Here is a 1,012-nt window from a genome sequence, read left to right as displayed (position 1 = left end):
TGTAGGTGAGGAACGCACCCAGTTGGGCGAACGCCCACGATGAGTGTGTTGCTCGTTGAGGCTCGCGGAGCCGTACCCGTTCACGGATGCCAGTGAGATCCTCAATGGCGATACCGCGTCCGGTGCGTTCAGCCTCGGCGACGATGGTTTTCGATATTTGGTGGTTCACATCAGCGGCGAACCGTGCCTCTTTGCGGGAGCGTTTCTTCAACAACCGCTTCGCGGACTTGGTCCCCTTGCGTTGCAGTTTCTGACGTAGTTCGCGGTTGCGGGTGCGGCGGTCCTTCGTGGAGCCGCGGCCTGCTGGCCCGTCTGGGGCGTCCGCACCGTACGTGGTCATCAACTCGGTCGCCAATGGCCGGTCGGAGGTGACGGCGATGTTCTCGATACCGAGGTCCACGCCGATCCACCCGTCAGGTTGAGCGAGGTGATCCCCGGTCGTGAGGTCGGCTTCGGGCACGTCGATGGTGGCGATCAGGAACGCTCGCACCTGCCCACCACGTTTCTGGCGGCGGATCACCAGATCTGTTTCACCGCACCGGTACTTGTGCAATAGCGCCACCTGGGCGGGGTCTCCGACGTATCGAATGTCCTTGCACCGCCCATCGACGGTCCAGATCGACACCCAACCAGCGGCCGGGCCGGTGTCGTTGTGCCGCCAGGACAGGCAGCGGGCGTCGAACGGCTGCGCCGCGAACGCCCGGAATTCGACCGACTTGCCGACGATCATGTCGTACCGTTTCGTCCCCGGTTTGCCGTACCGGCCCGCACGCAGATTCGCGTGCTTGGTCCGGTAGGCGTCAGCGACCTTACGAATACAGGACTGCGCGACCTGCGCCCCAAGGCCCCGATGTGCGCGGGCTTGAGCGTAGGTGATGGCGCGTAGGTCTCGTTTGCGGAACACGCGCTGTTCGTGGGCGATCTTCGCGACCAGGGTCGCAGTCTCGTTGCACGCGACCAATGTTCGGCACAGTGCATCCAGTTGGGTGGCGTCTGCCTCCAACCTCACCTG

1 protein-coding gene is annotated in these 1,012 nt (G+C 63.9%); it reads right to left on the bottom strand.

The features are described from left to right. Positions 1-1,012, bottom strand: a 1,012-nt coding sequence (locus ONR57_RS21895; protein ID WP_265125833.1) for a transposase, incomplete at both ends; no start/stop codon positions are given.

This window comes from Hoyosella sp. YIM 151337, from assembly GCF_026041215.1.
In the GTDB taxonomy this organism is placed as follows: domain Bacteria; phylum Actinomycetota; class Actinomycetes; order Mycobacteriales; family Mycobacteriaceae; genus Hoyosella.
The sequence above is the reverse complement of the archived record's forward strand: the minus strand, read 5'-3'. Positions and strand labels throughout refer to the sequence as shown.